At 74.8% G+C, this 18,503-nt stretch carries 13 protein-coding genes and 1 pseudogene; 9 read left to right on the forward strand and 5 right to left on the reverse strand.

The window, feature by feature from the left end; all coding sequences use genetic code 11:
- The first annotated feature begins 4 nt into the window (after positions 1-4).
- The 5 genes and pseudogenes from OG618_RS02460 to OG618_RS37970 form a co-directional block, all read left to right on the forward strand.
- Positions 5-2,254: a protein kinase domain-containing protein gene (locus OG618_RS02460; RefSeq protein WP_329485448.1), complete on the forward strand. Its 2,250-nt coding sequence runs from the start codon at positions 5-7 to the stop codon at positions 2,252-2,254.
- 2 nt (positions 2,255-2,256) lie between these two features.
- Positions 2,257-4,632, forward strand: a complete 2,376-nt coding sequence (locus OG618_RS02465) for a protein kinase domain-containing protein (RefSeq protein WP_329485449.1) — start codon at positions 2,257-2,259, stop codon at positions 4,630-4,632.
- Positions 4,633-4,788: 156 nt separating this feature from the next.
- Positions 4,789-5,103 carry a hypothetical protein gene (locus OG618_RS02470; RefSeq protein ID WP_329485450.1) on the forward strand — a complete coding sequence of 105 codons (315 nt, stop codon included), beginning with the start codon at positions 4,789-4,791 and terminating at the stop codon, positions 5,101-5,103.
- A 170-nt stretch (positions 5,104-5,273) separates the two neighbouring features.
- A complete protein-coding gene (locus OG618_RS02475; protein WP_329485452.1) occupies positions 5,274-6,443 on the forward strand; it encodes an acyl-CoA dehydrogenase family protein in 1,170 nt (389 codons plus the stop codon).
- A gap of 77 nt (positions 6,444-6,520) precedes the next feature.
- Positions 6,521-6,769 (forward strand): annotated as a pseudogene (locus tag OG618_RS37970) (NAD(P)H-binding protein); the annotation flags it as partial.
- Positions 6,770-6,796: 27 nt separating this feature from the next.
- On the opposite strand, the gene OG618_RS02480 reads toward OG618_RS37970, so the two are convergent.
- On the reverse strand, positions 6,797-7,669 hold the full coding sequence (locus tag OG618_RS02480) for a serine hydrolase (protein ID WP_329485453.1): 873 nt from the start codon (positions 7,667-7,669) through the stop codon (positions 6,797-6,799).
- Positions 7,670-7,832: 163 nt separating this feature from the next.
- On the opposite strand from OG618_RS02480, the gene OG618_RS02485 reads away from it, so the two are divergent.
- Positions 7,833-8,693 (forward strand): NAD(+)/NADH kinase, encoded by an 861-nt coding sequence (locus tag OG618_RS02485; RefSeq protein ID WP_329485454.1) that lies wholly within the window; start codon positions 7,833-7,835, stop codon positions 8,691-8,693.
- A 173-nt stretch (positions 8,694-8,866) separates the two neighbouring features.
- On the opposite strand, the gene OG618_RS02490 is transcribed toward OG618_RS02485, so the two are convergent.
- The 3 genes from OG618_RS02490 to OG618_RS02500 form a co-directional block, all read right to left on the reverse strand.
- Entirely contained in the window at positions 8,867-10,270 is a 1,404-nt protein-coding gene (locus tag OG618_RS02490) for an amidohydrolase family protein (RefSeq protein WP_329485455.1), read from the reverse strand.
- Positions 10,271-10,511: 241 nt separating this feature from the next.
- On the reverse strand, positions 10,512-11,375 hold the full coding sequence (locus OG618_RS02495; protein WP_329485456.1) for a helix-turn-helix domain-containing protein: 864 nt from the start codon (positions 11,373-11,375) through the stop codon (positions 10,512-10,514).
- Between the two features lie 391 nt (positions 11,376-11,766).
- Positions 11,767-12,750 (reverse strand): aldo/keto reductase, encoded by a 984-nt coding sequence (locus OG618_RS02500; RefSeq protein WP_329485457.1) that lies wholly within the window; start codon positions 12,748-12,750, stop codon positions 11,767-11,769.
- Positions 12,751-13,473: 723 nt separating this feature from the next.
- Here OG618_RS02500 and OG618_RS02505 point away from each other — a divergent pair.
- On the forward strand, positions 13,474-15,561 hold the full coding sequence (locus OG618_RS02505; protein ID WP_329485458.1) for a HelD family protein: 2,088 nt from the start codon (positions 13,474-13,476) through the stop codon (positions 15,559-15,561).
- A 141-nt stretch (positions 15,562-15,702) separates the two neighbouring features.
- On the opposite strand, the gene def is transcribed toward OG618_RS02505, so the two are convergent.
- Positions 15,703-16,365 carry a peptide deformylase gene (gene def / locus OG618_RS02510; RefSeq protein WP_329485459.1) on the reverse strand — a complete coding sequence of 221 codons (663 nt, stop codon included), beginning with the start codon at positions 16,363-16,365 and terminating at the stop codon, positions 15,703-15,705.
- An 81-nt stretch (positions 16,366-16,446) separates the two neighbouring features.
- Between def and OG618_RS02515 the strand changes: the two genes are divergently transcribed.
- Positions 16,447-17,028: a winged helix-turn-helix domain-containing protein gene (locus OG618_RS02515; protein ID WP_329485460.1), complete on the forward strand. Its 582-nt coding sequence runs from the start codon at positions 16,447-16,449 to the stop codon at positions 17,026-17,028.
- A 111-nt stretch (positions 17,029-17,139) separates the two neighbouring features.
- Positions 17,140-18,351, forward strand: coding sequence for an XRE family transcriptional regulator (locus tag OG618_RS02520; protein WP_329485461.1), 1,212 nt, complete (start codon positions 17,140-17,142; stop codon positions 18,349-18,351).
- Positions 18,352-18,503: the final 152 nt, after the last annotated feature.

Below are 18,503 nucleotides of genomic sequence, written 5' to 3' on the forward strand. Positions count from 1 at the left end.
CACGTTGGAGCGACTCGGGGCCGGGGACCCACGTCAGGCCGGGCCGTACACGCTGATGGGGCGGCTCGGGGCCGGCGGCATGGGCGCGGTGTATCTGGGGCGGTCGGCCGGCGGGCGGACCGTCGCGGTCAAGGTGGTGCGGCCGGAGCTGGCCGGGGACGGGTCCTTCCGGGCGCGCTTCCGGCAGGAGGTAGCGGCGGCCCGGCAGGTCTCCGGGGCGTTCACCGCCCCGGTGGTGGACGCCGACACCGAGGCCGCCACGCCCTGGATGGCGACCGCGTTCGTGGTCGGCGTCCCGCTCCAGGATGCGGTGGCCCGGCACGGCCCGCTGCCCGGGGTGACCGTGCGGACGCTGGCCGCCGGGCTGGCGGAGGCGCTGACCGAGGTGCACCGGGCCGGGCTGATCCACCGTGACCTGAAGCCCGGCAACGTGCTGCTGGCACTGGACGGGCCGCACGTCATCGACTTCGGGATCTCCCGGGCGGCCGACGGCACCGGGCTGACCACGACCGGCGCGGTCATCGGGTCGGCGCCGTACATGTCGCCGGAACAGGCGCTGGGCGAGCCGCTCACCCCGGCGAGCGACGTGTTCGCGCTGGGCTCGACGGTCGCCTACGCCGCGCTCGGCACCCGGCTGTTCGGCGACGGCGCCGGGGCGGCGGTGCTGTTCCGGGTGGTGAACACCGACCCGGACCTGAGCGGCCTCCCGGACGGGATCCGGCACCTGGTCGCCGGGTGCCTCGCCAAGAACCCGAACCACCGCCCGACACCGCGCCAACTGGTCGAGCTGGTGGAGCGGATCGGCCGCCCGGACCCGGCGGACGGCTGGCTCCCGCCGGCCGTCGCGACGGACGTGATCGCCGCACGCGGTGTGCTGACCGCCCTGCCCCTCCCGGACCCGGGCCCACCCGGCGCTCCCCCCGCGACGACTCCGCTGCCCGCCGACCCCGGCCCCGGGGGCCGGCCGCCCGAGGACGCGGTGCCCGCCCGCCGCCCGAGCCGCCGGACGGTGCTGTTCGGCGTCGGCGGCGGCGTGCTCGCGGCGGCGGGGGCCGCCACCACGATCGCGCTGCTGAACGACCGGGGCGGCCGCGGCGCCACGGCCGGCAGCACGGGCGGCAGCACGCCGTCCGCCCCCGTCCGCCCCTCGGGCGCCGAGGTGCCCGAGATCGGGCCGAGCTGGCAGGCGACCCAGCCGAACCCCTGTCCCCAGGTGCTCTCCGCGGACGGCGTGGTGGTCAGCGTCTCCATCCTCAACATCTGGGGGGTGGACGACACCGGCCGCACCAAGTGGACGGTGGACGGCGCCACCGTGGGCGGCGCCTTCGCGATCGACCCGACCACCCCGCGGTCCGTCGCCGGGCTCGACGGCGACCGGCTCTACGCCATCGGAGGGTCACCCACGGCGCCCGAGCTCCTGGCGTTCACCCTGGCCGAGGGCAGACTCGACTGGCGGCTGCCGCAGGGCCGGAAGAACGCGGCGGGCGTCCTCTCCTTCGCCGGGATCCGCGCCGGCAAGGCCTACTGGCTCGGCTTCGGCGACGGCAACGACCACGGTGACCTCGTCCCGGCCGGCACCCACGTCTGGGCGGTGGACCTCGCCACCCGGCAGAGCCTCTGGTTCCACGGCGAGGACACCATGCTGCTCCAGTCGACGGTGCCGACGGACGACCGGATCGTGGTCTCCGACCTCGACCAGCTGAAGGCCCTGGACGCGAAGGGCGGGACCGTCTGGGAACGCAGGCTCGCCGCGTTCGGCCTCGGAACCGCCGGGAGGTACGTGCTCGCCCCGGACAAGGACGGCACGCTGACCGCCCTGGACCCGGACACCGGCGGCCCGGCGTGGACGGCGAGCGGCGTCGTCGGCGCCTCGAAGCTCGGTGACGGCTTCGCCACCAGCGAGGACGGCCGCCTGCTCTACCTCCTCTGGCGGGACGGGGACGGCGGTTGCTCGATCGGCACCGTGGACCCGGCGAACGGCCGCCCCGGCTGGCGGACCCCGCTGCCGCCCGACTCCCCCGACGCCCCCTTCCTCGGGGCCCGCCTGCTCCGCGCCGACGGCAACCTCTACCGGATGGGCGCCGACGCCGTGCTGTGGGCGCTCGACCCGGCCGACGGCAAGGCCCGCTGGAAGTACTCCGGGCTCAAGGGCCGGGACGCCACGAAGCTGGCCTGGAGCGCCGGCGCCGGACGGCTCTGCGTCTCCGACACGACGACCCGGACGATCACCTCGCTGCCCGCGAAAGGGGCCTGAGCATGCGCCGGCTGGAACCCGCCGACCCCACCCGGATCGGCCCGTACGCCCTGCTCGGCAGGCTGGGCGCCGGGGGCATGGGGGTGGTCTACCTCGGCCGATCGGCGGGCGGCCGGACCGTCGCGGTCAAGGTGGTCCGGCCCGAACTGGCCGCCGACCCGGGGTTCCGCGCCCGCTTCCGGGCCGAGGTGAACGCGGCGCGGGCGGCCTCCTCCGCGTTCACCGCCCCGGTCGTGGACGCCGACACCGACGCGCCCGTGCCCTGGATGGCGACCGCCTTCGTGCCCGGGATCGCGCTGGACGAGGCGGTCCGGCTGGTCGGCGCGTTCCCCGAGCACGTGCTGCGCATCCTGGCGGCCGGGATCGCCGAGGAACTGAGGAACATCCACGCCGCCGGGCTGACCCACCGGGACCTCAAGCCGAGCAACGTGCTGCTGGCGCTGGACGGGCCGCACGTCATCGACTTCGGCATCGCCCGGGCGGCCGACGGCACCGCACTGACCGCCGAGGGCACCGTCCTCGGCTCGGCCGCCTTCATGTCGCCGGAACAGGCGAGCGGCGAGCGGGCGGGCCCGCCGAGCGACGTGTTCTCGCTCGGCTCGACGCTGGCCTACGCCGGTACCGGCGGGACCGCGCCGTTCGGCGGCGGGCATCCGCTACAGGTCCTGTACCAGGTGGTGCACGAGGAGCCGGACCTCGCGGCGGTGCCCGCCGGAGTTCGGTTGCTGGTCGCCGCCTGCCTGGCCAAGGCCCCGGGCGACCGGCCGACGCCGCAGCAGCTCGCCGCCTCCCAGGGCGCGGGACCGCTGACCCCGGGGACGTGGCTGCACCCCGCGCTGGTCGCGGCGATCGAGGAGGCGGCGGCCGTGATGGCCCCGTCGTCCGCCGCGGCGGCCCAGCCGCCGTCCGGGCTGTCTCCCCTGCCGCCCCTGCCGCCCGGGCAGTCGGCGGCGGGCCCGGACTCGCCGCCGACCGCGCGGCAGACGGTGCGGCTCGGACCGGTCGACGTCCGGCCCCGGCCCGGTCGCCGCAAGCTGCTGCTCGGCCTGGCCGGCGGGGTCGTGGTGGCCGCGGCCGGCGGCGGCACGGTGTTCCTCACCGGCGGCGGCGCGCCCGAGAAGCCGACAACCCCCGGAGCCGGTGGGCCGCCGGCGACGGCGCCGGCCGCCGACCCGACCGACTCCTCGCGCTCGCTGGACACGGACGTGGTGGCGACCCCGCTCTGGACGGTTCCGCTGGTCGAACCGGTGATCGCGCTGACCGGGAGCGGCGACACCGTGGTGGCCGCCGGGATGACGGGCGTGTGGGCGGTCGACCGCGCCGGGCAGACCCGCTGGGGGCCGTTGACCAACTACACCTCGCCGTCCGGCGCCGGCCTCGGTGACCGCCCGGTGGCCGTCGACGCCACCATGGCCTACCTGATGGGCTACGGCGGCCCCGGCAACCTGACGTACGCCCTCAAGGCCGTCGACCTCGCGACCGGCGCCGCCGCCTGGACCCTCTCCCCGCCGGACCTGCACGTCTCGCCGTCCGCCTCGGTGGTCGGCCTCCTCGACGGCCTCGTCTACGTCGCCGGCGAGGCGAAGGGCACCTTCCACCTGGCCGACCCGACCGCCCCGGTCACCTACGCGGCGGCCTTCGTCTGGGCGGTGGAGCCGGCCACGGGCCGGCTCCGGTGGCAACTGGTGCGCCCGCACGACGTCCTGGAGAACTCCAGGCTCTCCGTCCCGTCCGCCGGGACCCGCCTGCTGTTCGAGACCTACGCGATGGACCTCACCACCTACCGGAGGACCGGGAAGCTGGAGGCGCTCGACACCGGCAACGGCGGAAAGAGCCTCTGGGAGCAGCTGGCCCCCGGCAGTGGCGCCCTCGTGCCCGGGCTGCCCTACTTCGCCGACGGCCCGCACACCTCGGCCGGCGGCTACTTCCTCCACCTCGCCGACCGGCTGTACGCGGTCGACCCGGCGGACGGCAAGGTGGTGTGGCAGTCGGCCGGGGAGTGGAACTTCCGGAGCGCTGTGGCGAGCCCCGACGGCACCGCCGTCTTCGCCGTGGGATCGCACTACGCGAAGGGAGTGGTGGTCGTCCAGTCCTTCGACGCCCGGACCGGCGCCGTCCACTGGTCGGGCTCGCTGCCGAGCGCGCCGCTCCTCGACATGGCGGCGCACTACGCGGACGGCACCGTCTACATCTGGGTCCACGGCAAGGTCTGGGCGCTGGACCCGGCCACCGGCGCACCCCGCTGGACCTTCGGGTTCCACCCCAACGGAGGTTCGACGACCCCCGTGCCGTACTGGGCGGGCGGCGGGCGGATCTACGGCCCGACCGACAAGGGACTGGCGGCGATCGCCGCCGACGGCAAGGCGGCCCACGGCTGAACCCGCCCGCCCGGGCCGGGAGCCGGGCGAGGCGGGGAACCCGGTCGGGGCGAGGAACCCGCCGGGCAGCGGAACCGGCCGGGCCGGGTGCCGCGTCGAAGCGAACGAGGGCGCGCCGGTTCGGCGGCAGCGCCGGGACGGGGGTCCGCACCGGTCATGGGATTCGTCATCCTGCTGCTCGTACTCGCCGGCGGGGCGGGCCTGATCCTGTCCGGCGTCAGCAAGCTGAACACCGCCGTACCCACCTGCTACGGCAAACCGATGGTGCCGGGCGACGTCTGCCACCCCAAGGTCACCGGCTCGTTCTCCGAGGGCATGCCCGAGCCCCACGACGCCACCTACCAGGAGCAGTTGAACAGCCTGACCAGCGGCGGCTGGACGTCCATCGGGCTCGGCGCGGTGCTGATGGTGCTCGCCGTGGTGATCGGCCTCGCCTGGGCCGCCGCCGCGGGCCGCGCCCAGGAGCCGTGAGGCGGCCCGCCGGCATCCGCGCCTCCCGCACGTCGACCGCGGCCGGGCCGGTGCCGTACGGGGTCACCCGTCCGCCGGGCTGCGTTTGGAGGGCGATCAAGGGGTAGGCGGGGCATGGTGGCGGCACCGATGTCGCCGCCCCTGTCGTCACCGAGCCGAGGAGCACACCCATGACCGACGACGTACTGGTCGAGGACCTGTACCGGTTCGAGGACCTGCTGGTCCCCGAGGAGGCCGAGGTGCTGCGGCGGGTCCGTGACTTCCTGCGGCAGGAGGTCGCCCCGCACGCCAACGAGTGGTGGGGCCGGGCCGCGTTCCCGCACCACCTGATCCCCCGCTACGCCGAGCTGGGCATCTGCGGCCTCGCCTACCGGGAGAATCCCGCAAGCAGCCTGCTGAACGGCTTCATCGCCCTGGAGATGGCCAGGGTGGACGCCTCCCTGTCGACCTTCTACGGGGTCCACGCCGGGCTGGCGATGGGCAGCATCGCCCGTTGCGGCTCGCCGGAGCAGCGCGAGCGCTGGCTCCCGGCGATGACCCGGATGGAGCAGATCGGCGCCTTCGCGCTGACCGAGCCGCAGGGCGGCTCCGACGTCGCCGCCGGGCTGCGCACCACCGCCCGGCGCGAGGGCGACACCTGGGTGCTCAACGGCGCCAAGCGGTGGATCGGCAACGCGACCTTCGCGGACCTGGTGGTCGTCTGGGCCAAGGACGAGGAGAGCGGACACGTCCTGGGCTTCGTGGTGCACGGTGACAACCCCGGCTTCACCGCCACCAGGATCGAGAACAAGATGGCCCTGCGCACCGTGGAGAACGCGGACGTGGTGCTCACCGAGTGCCTGGTCCCCGAAGCGGACCGGCTGCAGCGGGCGGAGGGCTTCCGCGACACCGCCGACGTGCTGCGGCACACCCGGAGCGGGGTGGCCTGGGAGGCGGTCGGGGTGATGCTGGGCGCCTACCGGATCGCCCTGGACTACACCCGTGAGCGCGAGCAGTTCGGCGGCCCGATCGCCCGCTTCCAGCTCGTCCAGGACCTGCTGGTGCGGATGCTCGGCAACGCCACCGCCTGCCTGGGCATGGTGGTGCGGCTGGCACAGCTGGAGGACGCCGGCACGTTCCGGGACGAGCACTCCGCGCTGGCCAAGGCGTACTGCACCAGCCGGATGCGGGAGACCGTCGGCTGGGGCCGCGAGCTGCTGGCGGGCAACGGCATCGTGCTGGACTACAGCATCGCCCGCTTCGTCGCCGACGCCGAGGCGCTCTACTCCTACGAGGGCACCCGGGAGATCAACACCCTGATCGTCGGCCGCGCCGCGACGGGCATCGGCGCCTTCGTCTGACGCCCGCCCAGGACCCCCGGGCGCTGCCGGATGCCTCTCCCCCGGACCGACCTGCCGAAACGATCGGAGCCTTCGTGGTGGACGTCTTCATCCTCGGTATCACGGGCAAGGTCGGCCCCCTGCTCACGCGGGAGCCGCTCGCCAGGGGCGACACCGTCCGTGGCGTCGTACGCCGTGAGGAACAGCGGGCGGAGCTCGCCGAGCCGGGTGTCCACGCGCTGGTCGGACACCTCGCCGGACCGTCCGTGCCGGAGCTGGCGGAGGCCTTCGGGAACGCCGACGCCGTCGTCTTCGCCGCCGGATCCAACGGGGGCGCCGCACGGACCACGAAGGCGATCGAGGGCGGCGGTCGGTCACCGGCTCGCCGCCGCCACCCGGGCGGCGTGGACGACCTGCGCGACCGCCTGGACGGTGTCGATCCCGTACTCCTCGCTGGGGTTGTCCCGGGTGAGGATCGCGATGCGGTACGGCTCGCCCGGGTCGGTGAAGATCCCGAGGCTGTGCACGTGCCAGGCGTGCCGCTCCCGCGGCGCCCAGCCGTTCTTCACGTGGACGGTGGTGCCGTCGGGGGCGCCGAGCGGGGCGCCCCAGGCCTGGTCCTCCTCGACCTGGTTCATCAGGTCCAGGCCGAACGCGCGGTGCTCCGGGGTGAGCACCGGGCCCGGTGCGGCGAAGACGGCGAGCTGCTTCATCTCGTCACCGGCGGTGATCTGGGTGCGCCCCCACCGGTCGCCGTCCGCGAGGACGGTGTCCGCCATGCCGGAGAGGCGCAGGAACTCCGCCAGCCGCGCCCGCCCCAGGTCCCGCCAGAGGGCGGTGGCCGCGTCGTTGTCCGACTGGACGATCATCGGCCGCAGGTTGTCCTCCTCGAACGGCGTCAGCGCGCGCCCTTCGTCCTGGGCGCGGCGCAGCACCGCACCCATGATCGTCACCTTGATGACACTGGCCGAGTCGAACCGCTCGCGGGCCCGGACCGCGCAGGACAGCCCGGTGCCCGGGTCCTCGACCGCGACGGCGACGGTGCTGTGACGCTCCGACACCACGCGGGTGATCGCGCGGGTCAGCTCCTCGGCGGGCCGGGAGTGGGCCACCGAGGAGCAGCGGCCGGACTCCGGGCCTGCGGGGCCGGTGACGGCCGGTGCGGGTTCCGAGGCCACGAACAGCAGGGTCGCGGCGGTGATCAGCCTGGTCGTGGTGCGGCTGCCGGCGGGGAGCGGAAGGGTCATCGCCCGATCATCGCGGACGGGACGGGCGCCCGGCCGATGACGCACCGTGGCCGCCCGGGGCGGCGTGCCGGGGGCGCCGGCCCGGGTCCCGGTGACGTCGCCCCCGGTCCGGGTGGATGCTGGGAGGAGCGAGGCGGGCCGATCGGGATCGAGGAGGTCCGGGATGGGATTCATCGGCACGGTGGGGCTGGTGCTCCACCCCGAACGGACCAGCGCACCCACCGTGGCCACCGTGGTCCGCTGGAGCCGGGCGCGGGACGCCAAGGTCCTCGGACTGACGGCGGAGGTGGCCCGGATCGGGTGCGACGCCGTGGCGGTCGGGGCCGAGGAGATGGCCGCCACCGCCGATCTGCTGATCAGCCTGGGCGGGGACGGCACGATGCTGCGCGCGATGCGGCTGGTCGCCGGGAGCCGGGTCCCGGTGCTGGGCGTCAACGTCGGGCGGCTGGGCTTCCTCGCCGAGGTCGACATCCCGGAGCTGCCGGACGCCCTCGACGCGATCGACGATCTGCGGTTCACCGTGGAGTCCCGCTCCGGTGTCCAGGCCACGTTCGGTGACTCCCGGGAGACGGCGCTCAACGACGTGGTGCTGCTGCGCAGCCCCGGGCACAGGTCGGCGGCCGTGGCGGTCCGGGTCCAGGGGCAGCCCTTCGTGTCGTACACCGCCGACGCCGTCGTCGTGGCCACGCCGACCGGCTCCACGGCGTACAGCTTCTCCGCCGGCGGGCCGATCGTCTCCCCCAACGCCGAGGGCCTGCTGGTGACGCCGGTGGCCCCGCACGCGGCGTTCAACCGGTCCGTGTTCCTCTCCGGCGGGGAGCGGCTCGCCCTGGAGGTCCTGCCGCACAGCGGGGACCTCGCCATCGAGGCCGACGGCCTGCTGGTCGGCCGCGTCCGGCCGGGCGACGTCGTCGAGGTGACGATGCTCCCCGCCGCCTCGCGGGTCGTCCGGCTCGGCCGCACCACCTTCTACCAGCGCGCCCAGCGCAAGCTCCGGCTCACCGGCTCGGCGGAACCCGCCTGAGGAAGGCCCTCTCCCGAGGAAGGGCCGTCTCCCGACGGTGCCCGGCCGGTGCGCTGCTCGGGTCGGCCGGAGGCGGTCGTCGTCGCCCGAGCCGCTCGTCGGCGGCCGGTGAGGGACCGGCTCCGGCCACGTCACCGGCGGTGTGGTGACGTGCCCCCGGGCCTCAGGGGCGCTCAGGACGTGGGCGGGGCGCTCAGCACGTGGGCGCGGGAGGCGTGGACGTCGGCGCGCAGGGCGGTCAGGTCGACGTCGAGGACGTGTCCGTTCCACTTGCGGGGCTCACCGTCGATCAGGACCGCGGCGATGTTGCGGGCGTCGGAGCCGAGGACGAGCGTGCCGATCGGGTCGTTGAGCGGCATGTTGTTGAGGTCCTCGGCCCGGACCACCAGCAGGTCGGCCTTCTTGCCGGGGGTGAGGGAGCCGGTGACGGCGGCGAGGCCGTTGGTGCGGGCGCCCTGGAGGGTGGCGAAGTCCAGCACGTCGTGGGTGGTGATCCGGGAGGGCTGCCGGTCGGTGCCGTGGGCGGCGTTGACGGCGCGCATTCGCTGGATGGCGTGCAGGGTCCGCATCTGGGTGAACATGTCGCTGGCCAGGGCGACTTCGACGTCGATGCTCAGGCCGGGGCGGACGCCGGCGGCGAGGGCCTCGTCCACGGCGGGGATCGCGGTCTCCAGGCCGATCTGGGCGTCGGAGGTGGGGGCGAGTGCCACGGTGGTGCCGGTCTCCCCGATGGCCTTCCAGGCGTCGGAGGTGAGCCCGGTGGCGTGGATCAGGGTGACGTCGGGGCCGAGGATGCCGTGCTCCGCCCAGCGGAGCACGGCCTCGGAGGAGGCCGTGCCGAAGACGGCGTCCACGCTCACGCCGATGCCCAGGTCCTCGGCGACGCGGGCGAGTTCGGGACCGTAGGCGAGCGCGGGGCCGGCGATCTCCTCGGTGGCCAGGGCTGCCAGGCGCAGGGTGAGCAGTTGGTCGTCGCTGCCGAAGTAGCGGTCCCTGAGCCGGGTGAGGTCGCCGGGCCACTGCTGGTCCCAGGTGCCGAAGTGCGGGCCCATGGAGGCGTGCACGCCGCGGATGCCGGTGTCGAGGAGGGCCTGGACGGCGGCGTCGGAGTGGTCGCCGGTGCGGGAGTTGTGGGAGAAGTCGAGCATGGTGGTGATACCGCTGTCGATCGCGGTCAGGGCGGCCAGCCTGGTCCCGGTGTACATGTCCTCGGGCCGGTAGACGGTGGCGTAACCGGCCAGGGTCGCGGTGACGTAGCCGCCCAGGTCGTCGACGTCCGGCATGATCCGGCGCAACTGGGCCTCCCAGGCGTGGCGGTGGGTGTCGACGAAACCGGGGCAGAGGATCGTGCCGGTGGCGTCGACGACCACGGCGTCGACCGCGCTCAGGCCGGGCCCGACGGCGGCGACGGTGTCGCCCTCGACGAGCAGGTCGCCCCGGTCGAGGACACCGAGCGCCGGGTCCATGGTGACGACGGTGGCGCCGGTGAACAGGATCCGCCGCCGGTCGGCGGGCAGGCTCCGGATCCGGGCGAGGGCGGCGTCTTCGGCGGTGGGGCGGGCGTGGGGGACGTGCACGGGGTTCCCTTCCGGCGGTGGGTACGGCGACTGCCGCGGAGCCAGCCTGCCGCTCCGCCGTGGCCGGAACCAGGCCGCGCCGTCCCCGGGTGCCGGGCACCCACCCGCCGCAGCGCGCGGCGGTGCCGACCCGCGCCGAGGAATGCGGAACACCCGGCCCGCCTCGATGGAGGCGGGCCGGGTTGCGGGTGTGGCGGGAGGGCACGCGGGGTCGGGGGTGTGGCGCGAAGGGGGCGCCGGGTCAGCCGGTGCTGAGCGCGCGGGCGGGTGCCACCCGCGTCGCCGGGGTGAGCCCGGCCAGGGCGCGGAGCCCGGCCAGGGCGGCGACAGCGGTGGGTTCGGCCTGGTAGACGACCAGTTGCTGGTGCGGTGCGCCGTTGACGGTGAAGGCGGAGAACTCGATCTCCAGGGCGCCCACCTCGGGGTGCGCGAGCCGCTTCGACTGCTGGGTCTTGGCCCGCACGTCGTGCCGGGCCCACAGCTCGCCGAACTCCGGGCTCCGCGCGCGCAGGGTGGCGACGACTTCGGCGATCCGCGGCGAGTCGGGGTGGTGTCCGTGGGCGGCGCGGAGTTCGGCGACGCAGGAGTGCGCGGAGCGCTCCCAGTCCCGGTAGAAGGAGCGGCCGGCGGGGTCGAGGAAGGCCATCCCGGCCAGGTTGTCGAACCTCTGGAACCCGCTGTGCAGGGCGCCGGCGAGGCGGTTGTGCGCCAGGACGTCCAGGGCCGGCCCCAGGACGAAGGCGGGCGTGTCGGGCCAGCTGTCGAGCAGTCGCCGCAGCTGGGGGCCGACGCGTTCGTGCCCGGCGGGCGCGCCCCGGCGTTCCTGGGGTGCCCGGACGAGTCGGCGCAGGTGGGCGAGCGCCTCGCCGTCGAGGTGGAGGGCGGCCGCGACGGCCTCGACGACCTGGGGCGAGGGATTGGTCTCGCGCCCCTGCTCCAGGCGCGTGTAGTAGTCGGCGCTCACGCCCGCCAGCATCGCGACCTCCTCGCGGCGCAGCCCCGGGACCCGACGGCGGCCGTGCTCCGGCAGGCCCACGCCCTGCGGCCGGAGGGCTTCGCGCCGTGCTCGGAGGTACTCGCCCAAGGAACTGCTGCTGTCGCTCATGACCCGACCCGGTGGAGGAGGAGGCCGGCTCCGTCGGTGCGGTGCGGGAGGCCCGGGCGTCCCGCACCGCACCCGCGGGGCCGATCCGACGCGGATCGGATCGCCGGGCCGCGGTCCGCGGTGCCCGGCGGCACGAGGTCATTCCTACCCTGTCAGCAGCCGGTGAGCCTGGCCCTGCCGCACCCAGGCAACCCCGCCCCTGGTCCCGGACGTCCCGGTCGCCAACCGGCCCGTCGTCGCCGCCTTTCTGGCGCACGGCTTCGCCGGTGCCGTCGCGGCCCGGCTCGGCGACGACACCGTGACCAAGGCGGACCTGGTCGACGCCGCGAGGGCCGCCGCACCCTCCTGGTGGCGCTGTCACCCCCGGAGCGCGGGCTCCGTCGGCCGGCGGTCAGCCGTTGAGCGTCTTCATGTACTCCGGCGGGTACCGGTCGCCGGTGACCGCGCCGTGGGGTGCGACCGCCTCGATCGCGGCGATGTCCTCGGGGGTGAGGGCCAGCTCGGTTGCGGCGACGTTCTCCTCCAGGTAACTGCGGCGCTTGGTGCCGGGGATGGCGACGGCGCCCTGGTGCCGGACCCAGGCGAGCGCCAGCTGGGAGGGCGTCACGCCCTTGGCGGCGGCGATCCGGCGAACCTCGCGCACGACCTCCAGGTTGCGGTCGAAGTTCTTCCCCTGGAAGCGCGGATCCGTCCGGCGCCAGTCGTCCGCGGCGAAGTCGTCGGGGCTGGTGATCGCGCCGGAGAGGAAGCCGCGGCCCAGCGGGGAGTAGGCGACCAGACCGATGCCCAGCTCCCGCAGCGTCTCCCGCACCCCGTCGTGCTCGATGCCGCGCTCGAAGAGCGAGTACTCGGTCTGCACGGCGGTGAGCGGGTGGACGGCGTGGGCACGCCGGATGGTCCGCGCGGACGCCTCGCAGACGCCGATGTAGCGGATCTTGCCGGCGGCCACCAGCTCGGCCAGCGCGCCGACGGTCTCCTCGATCGGCACCCCGGGGTCGATGCGGTGCAGGTAGTACAGGTCGACGTAGTCCGTGCCCAGGTGCCGCAGCGACCGGTCGAGCGCCCGCCGCACGTACTCCGGGTGGCCGTTGAGCCCGGACGCCCGACCGTCGTCCGCGAGCTCCACTCCGGTCTTGGTGGCCACCACCGCGTCCGCCCGGCGCCCGTGCAGCGCTTTGGCCAGCAGCTGCTCGTTGCGGAACGGTCCGTAGCTCTCGGCGGTGTCCAGCAGGGTGACGCCGAGCTCCAGCGCACGGTCGATGGTCGCCAGGGACTCGGTCTCGTCGGTGGCGCCGTAGAAGGCGCTCATCCCCATGCAGCCGAGACCCTGTACGCCTACGGTCAGGCCCTGGCTGCCCAGTGCTCGGTCTTCCATGATCTTCCCCTTACGTGACCGGTGACCGGTGACCGGTGACCGGTGACCGGCCAGCCCGGTGCGGGCCGGCGGCAGGTAGTTGACACCTGTACGTTACGCGCGCACCGGCCGTGACGCCCTCGGACGCCTCTCCGGCGCGCCCTCGGGCACGGGGAGCGCGCGGACCGGGAGCGCCTCGGCCGGAGCCCTGGGCAGTCGCCTTCCCTGCCTCCTGATGTCTAGTCAGAAACCCGCGCCGCCGTGCCCAATTCTCCTGGGTCGGGCGCAATGCGGACGGCCGCTTGGAAATCTTCGTCCACGACGGCGCGAGCGGGCCGCTCTGGCACAGCTGGCAGTACACCGCCGGTGACGACGGGAGCTGGTCGAACTGGCGGCCGCTCGCCGGCGGTGTCGCCGGAGCCCCGGTCGTCGCCCCGAACGCCGACGGCCGCCTGGAGGTCTTCGCCCCCTTCACCGGCGGCAGCATCCGGCACATCCGGCAGGTCACCGCCGGCTCGACCGCCTGGTCGGACTGGCAGTCACTCGGCAGTCCTCGACCGGCCGGCGCGGCCGAGCACGCGACCGGGCGACGGGGCGAGGGCGTCCTCCCCCGGAACGGCAGGTCGGCCCGGTGGTGTGCACCAGAGGTCATATTCCACCCGGTTCGGTCAATATTTACTTTCCCGGATTCCCTCTGCATAGTGGCGCCTCGAAACAGTGGTGGATCGAGCCGAGAGGGCTTTCTTGTCTCAGATCAACGAGGTTGCCGCCCGCGAGGTGGAGCTTGAGCGGGTGCACGTCTCCGCCCTGGGCGACCTGTTCGACCAGCGGCTGGCCGGGGTGCGGGAGCAGCTGGCGCGCGTCCTCGCGGCGCCGTCCGACGGGGCGGGCGAGGTGTACGAGAGGGACTTGGCGGCCGGACAACTGGCGCGCGAGGTACGACGGTTGGAAGGGGCCGAGGACGGGCTGGCCTTCGGCCGGATCGACCTGGCGGACGGGACCGTCCTGCGGATCGGGCGGCTGGGGCTGCAACGGGACTCCGACGAGCTGCCGGTACTGGTGGACTGGCGGGCCGAGGCCGCACGGCCGTTCTACGAGGCGACGCCGGTGCACCCGATGGGGCTGCGGCGACGGCGCCATCTGCGGCTGACGGGCCGGACAGTGGTGGGGGTGAGCGACGAACTGCTCGACGGCTCCGCACCGACCGAGCAGGACGTGGTCGGTGACGGTCCGTTGGCGGCGGCGCTCCAGGCCAGGCGGACCGGCCGGATGGGGGCGGCGGTCGCCACGCTCCAGGTCGAGCAGGACGCGATCGTCCGGTCGCCGCACCGCGGGGTGACGGTGGTGCAGGGCGGTCCGGGCACCGGGAAGACGGTGGTGGCGCTGCACCGGGCCGCGTACGTGCTGTACGCGTTCCCGAGGGCGGCCGAGCGCGGTGTGCTCGTGCTGGGGCCGAACGCGCGGTTCCTCGACTACATCTCCCAGGTGCTGCCCTCGCTCGGCGAGAACGACGTCGTCCTGGCGACGTGCGAGGAACTGGCGGGCGTCGCACCGGGCGCGGCGGACCCCTTCGAGGTGGCGCGCCTCAAGGGGAGTTCCGTACTCGCCGACGCGCTGGCCGCCGTGGTCCGGTCCCGGCAGGCCCCGGGCGGCGACTTCGAGGTCCGGGTCGGCCGGGAGTGGATCCGGCTCCCGGAGGCGGAGGTCGTCCGGGCCCGGGAGTCGGCGCGGAGCAACGGTATCGCGCACAACCCGGCGCGCCGGCTGTTCAAGGAGCTGCTGGTCGACGCCCTCGTCGACGAGCTGGCCCGCAGCGGCGCCGAGGTGCTGGAGGAGATCGACGCCCAGGTCGCCGAGCTGACCGGACTCGACCTCGACCGGGCCGCCGCGGCGGACCTGCGCCGCCTCGGTCTCGACGACGCGCCGGCCACCGGGGCCGACGAGTTCGACGCCGACGCCGTCCGCGCCGACCTGCTGGACGACGCCTCGCTCGACCGGGCCGTCGAAGACCTGTGGCCCCGGCTCACGCCGGGCCAGGTGGTCCACGCCCTGCTGGCGGAGGGCGACGATCCGGCCGGGCACCTGCAGGGGTTCACGGACGGGCAGTTGGCCCTGCTGCGGCGCACGCCGGAGGCGCCCTGGACGGACGGCGACGTGCCGCTCCTCGACGAGGCGGCCGGCCTGGTCGACGGCCCGCCGGAGCAGACGTTCGGGCACGTCGTCGTCGACGAGGCGCAGGAACTCACCGCCATGCAGTGGCGGATGATCGTGCGCCGCTGCCCGGGCCGGTCGATGACCCTGGTCGGGGACTTCGCCCAGGCGGGCCCGGCGACGGTGGCCCGGGACTGGAAGGAGGCGCTCGGCCCGGACCTCGGACGGCGCTACGACCTGCGCACCCTGACCGTCAGCTACCGGACCACCCAGGAGATCCTCGCCGTCACCGAGGACCTGCTCGCCCGGATCGCCCCGGACCGCACACCGATCCGCTCGATCCGGCACGGCGAGGTGCCGCGCACCCTCGCCGCGGACCGCGCGTCGCTCGTCACCGCCCTCCTGCGGGAGCTGCGCGAGCAAGGCGCCGCGCACCCCGGCGAGTTGATCGGGGTGATCTGCGCCGACGACCGGACGGCGCAGCTCGCGGCCGCGGGCGTCGAACGGCACGCCCGGCTGGTGCCGGCCTCACAGGCGCGCGGGCTGGAGTTCGACACCGCCGTCGTGTTCGACCCGGACGGCATCACCGCCGCCCGCCCCGGCGGCGAACGCGACCTGTACGTCGCCCTCACCCGCGCCACCAAGCGCCTGTGCACCCTCGCCGCGGAGGCCACCGGCTGACACGGCCCGGCCCCGGCCGTCACCCGACGGCCGGGGCCCGCCACCGCAGCCGTCAGACCACCCGACCGGAATCGTCGAGCCAGGACGGGGCAGGTCCGGGCAGGGAGCACGGGCCCCCGCTGGTCCCTGCCGTCGGACCGATCAGCGGGCGAAGGTGGCGGCCCTGGCGGCGCGTTGGGCGAAGACGGTCTCGCGGCGGTCCGCCGTCTGTCGGAGTGCATCCCTGCGGTCCCGCTTCGAAAGCCGGTCCAGGTACGTGTGGCCGTCGAGGTGGTCGCTCTCGTGCTGCAGGCACCGGGCGAAGTAGCCGGTCCCCTCGATGACGAGCGGCTTGCCGTCCTGGTCGAACCCGCGCACGACGGCGTGGTCGGTGCGGGGGACGGCCATGGCGGCACCGGGCACGGAGAGGCAGCCCTCCACGTCGTCGACCAGTCGGCGGTCGCCCGGCTCCGGCAACTCCAGGACCGGGTTGAGGATGTGGCCGACGTGCCGGATCCCGTCGTCGTCCGGGCAGTCGTAGACGAAGAGCCGCAGGTCGACGTCGACCTGGTTGGCGGCCAGGCCGGCGCCTTCGGCCACGTGCATGGTGAGGAACATGTCGTCGATCAGTGCCGACAGTTCGGGCGTGCCGAACTCGGTGACCTCCCGGCACGGGCGGTGCAGGATCTCCTCGCCCGCCTCCGTGACCCGGCGGACCGAGCCGCGTTCCGCCTCGGGTGACAGCGCCGGGTAGGAGTCCACCGGTCTGCCCTGGACCCGGACCCGCCGGTCGACGGGACCGGGCCGCTCGTGACGAACGGACATGCTGTCTCCCCCACTCACCCTCCGGCCCACCCTGCGATGGACCGCTTGCCAATCACTTTGCAAAGTAGCAGACTTTGCAAAGTGACTGAAGAAGACGTCAAGACCCCACCCGGTCGGTCCCGGCAGGCCGAGGACCGGCTGCCCGCGCACGAGGTCCGCACGGCGCTGCTGGAGCTGCTCGCCGAAGTCGGCACCGTCACGGCGACCGAGGCGGCGACGCTGCTGGGGCACAGCTCCGGGCTCTGCTCGTTCCACCTGCGGCAGCTCGCCCGGCACGGACTCATCGAGGAAGCGCCGCACACCGGGGGCCGCGCACGGCCCTGGCGTCTGCGGCAGGAGGCTCCGGAGGCCGGTGCTCCCCCGGCGGAGGAATTCGGCGACCTGGCCCGGGGACTGGAGGACGAGAGCTGGCGACGATGGCTCGGCCAACGCGAGCTGGCGCCCGCCGCATGGCGGCACGACGAGGCGTTCAGTGCCGTCGCCTACCTGACGCCCGAGGAGATGAGCGGGGTCGCGGCCGCGGTCCGGCAGGCGCTCGCCCCCTACCAGCACCGCGAACAGCGCCCCTTGGCCCGGCCCGAGGGCGCCCGGCCGGTGGCCCTCATCACCCGGCTGTTCCCCCTGCTCCCCGATCAGCCGGGCGACGAGGACCGGCGGGGCTGAGCGGCCGGCAACCGCCGGGCTCGGCATACTTGGCCAGACCCCGGAAGCACCCGCCCTCCCCCGCGGTGCGTGGGGGCCGCCGGTGCGGATCGCCGACCCCCGAGGAGAGCCGTGTCCACCACCCCGCAGCCGGCGCCGGACGGCACGCCGGAGGTGACCCCGGCCGCGAGCCGGGCCCGCTGGCGGCAGGTGCGCGACCACCTGAACCGCCACCGCTTCGAGCTGACCCGGGCGGCCGCGGCCGAGCACGCCGCCCGGCAGTTCGCTCCGGGCGGGCGGCTGCTGGCGCGCGAGCACTGGATTCCCGAGGCGCCCGTACCCCTGGAGCGGGTGCGGCTCCGGTGGCAGGAGCGGACCCCGGCCGCCCCCGTCGACGGCCGCGGCCCGGAACTGGACGCCACCCGCGCCCGGCGCGACGACGGCACCCCGTACCCCTGCTACGCCGACGCCGTCCGCGACCTGGCCAGGCCGAAACTGTTCGAGGACCGGAGTTGCTACCGGCTCCTGGCGGTGGCGCCGGACGCGGCCGCGCCCACGCTGACCTTCGGCCGCGGCACCTACTTCGACGTCATCAACGTCTGCGAGGCCGCCGCTCACGAGTACGCCGCCGCCGCGCTGGCCGCGCCCGGCCGGCCCGTGCCGGCCGGCGGCGCCACACCGCTGCGGGCCGCCCTCGGTGATCCCACCGATCTCGACCGGCGGCCGGTCATGACCGCCGTGAGCACCCTGGTCATCCGCCACGACCGGCGGACCGGCGCGGCCGAGTTCGTCCTGCACTGGCGCGACCCGGCCAAGGTCGCCAGCGGCGGCGGCCTCTTCCAGGTCATGCCCGTGGGCATGTTCCAGGCCTCCCACGACGCGCCGTGGAACGAGGCCAACGACTTCGACCTGTGGCGCGCGGTCGTGCGCGAGCTCAGCGAGGAACTGCTCGGCGGCAGCGAGGACTACGGCAGCGGCGCGGCCCCTCTCGACTACGACGCGTGGCCGTTCAACCGGACCCTGACCGAGGCCCGCGCGGCCGGCACGCTCCGGGTCTCCTGGCTGGGCCTGGGCATGGACCCGCTCACCTTCGTCACCGACCTGCTGACCGTCGCGGTGTTCGACGCCGAGCTGTTCGACACGGTGTTCGCGCGGATCGTCTCCACCAACGACGAGGGGCACCGCGTACGGCTGGACGACGGCACCGGGCACGCGATGGGGATCCCGTTCACCGCCCAACAGGTCGAGCGCCTCACCACCGGCGAGCCGATGCAGCCGGCGGGTGCGGAACTGCTCCACCTCGCCTGGCTGCACCGGAAGACGCTCCTGAACGAGCCCGCGTGACCCCGTGACCCGCGACCCCGTGACCTCATGACCCCCTGGCCGCGTGATCGAGGGGCCCGGTTCCGTCGGCGGTGAGACGGGCCGTCGCAGCGGCCCGAGGCCCCCGGTTGCCCTGCGGGCGATCGTGGGCTTTAATAAATGAACAGGCATTT

The organism is Kitasatospora sp. NBC_01246, from assembly GCF_036226505.1.
Classification (GTDB): Bacteria; Actinomycetota; Actinomycetes; order Streptomycetales; family Streptomycetaceae; genus Kitasatospora.

Excerpts from the sequence above, each read along its gene's own strand:
- OG618_RS02480 (WP_329485453.1), bottom strand. The coding sequence starts at position 7,669 with ATGACCCTTCCGCTCCCCGCCGGCAGCCGCACCACGACCAGGCTGATC.
- OG618_RS02495 (WP_329485456.1), bottom strand. The coding sequence starts at position 11,375 with ATGAGCGACAGCAGCAGTTCCTTGGGCGAGTACCTCCGAGCACGGCGC.
- OG618_RS02475 (WP_329485452.1), top strand. The coding sequence starts at position 5,274 with ATGACCGACGACGTACTGGTCGAGGACCTGTACCGGTTCGAGGACCTG.
- OG618_RS02485 (WP_329485454.1), top strand. The coding sequence starts at position 7,833 with ATGGGATTCATCGGCACGGTGGGGCTGGTGCTCCACCCCGAACGGACC.
- OG618_RS02470 (WP_329485450.1), top strand. The coding sequence starts at position 4,789 with ATGGGATTCGTCATCCTGCTGCTCGTACTCGCCGGCGGGGCGGGCCTG.
- OG618_RS02500 (WP_329485457.1), bottom strand. The coding sequence starts at position 12,750 with ATGGAAGACCGAGCACTGGGCAGCCAGGGCCTGACCGTAGGCGTACAG.
- def (WP_329485459.1), bottom strand. The coding sequence starts at position 16,365 with ATGTCCGTTCGTCACGAGCGGCCCGGTCCCGTCGACCGGCGGGTCCGG.
- OG618_RS02465 (WP_329485449.1), top strand. The coding sequence starts at position 2,257 with ATGCGCCGGCTGGAACCCGCCGACCCCACCCGGATCGGCCCGTACGCC.